The organism is Treponema sp. OMZ 805 (assembly GCF_050937395.1).
Classification (GTDB): Bacteria; Spirochaetota; Spirochaetia; order Treponematales; family Treponemataceae; genus Treponema.
The window spans coordinates 1-414 of the sequence record NZ_JACCLP010000066.1 but is presented as its reverse complement, the minus strand read 5'-3'; the positions used below and the strand labels follow the sequence as shown (position 1 = coordinate 414).

At 38.6% G+C, this 414-nt stretch carries 1 pseudogene; it reads left to right on the top strand.

Annotated features, from left to right (window positions below):
* Nucleotides 1–10 precede the first annotated feature (10 nt).
* Nucleotides 11–414: pseudogene (locus tag HGH47_RS12330) on the top strand (IS5/IS1182 family transposase); the annotation flags it as partial.

Below are 414 nucleotides of genomic sequence, written 5' to 3'. Positions count from 1 at the left end.
GGTCAGGGAGTTGATAAAAGAAATAAATACGATAGCCGAACAAGAAAATGATATATATGGCGATAAAGATTTAGAAGAGCTTGGAGAAGGAGCAGAGGTAACGAGCGAAGAGATCAAAGAAGTTGCGCAAAAGATAAATAACAAGCTTGAAGCGTTGGCAGAGAACAGTGAGAAGAAAGCAAAAACAGTTAAAAAAAAACTGGAGAAAGCAAAGAAAGAACTTGAGACAGAGCTGCTGCCGCGAAAAGAAAAATATGAAGCATACAACGCAACCTTTAATGGGAGAAACAGTTTTTCTAAAACCGATCATGATGCCACTTTTATGAGGATGAAAGAAGATGCTATGAAGAATGGGCAGTTAAAGCCCGGCTACAATGTACAAGTAGGCAATGAGAATACCTTTGCAATAGGCTT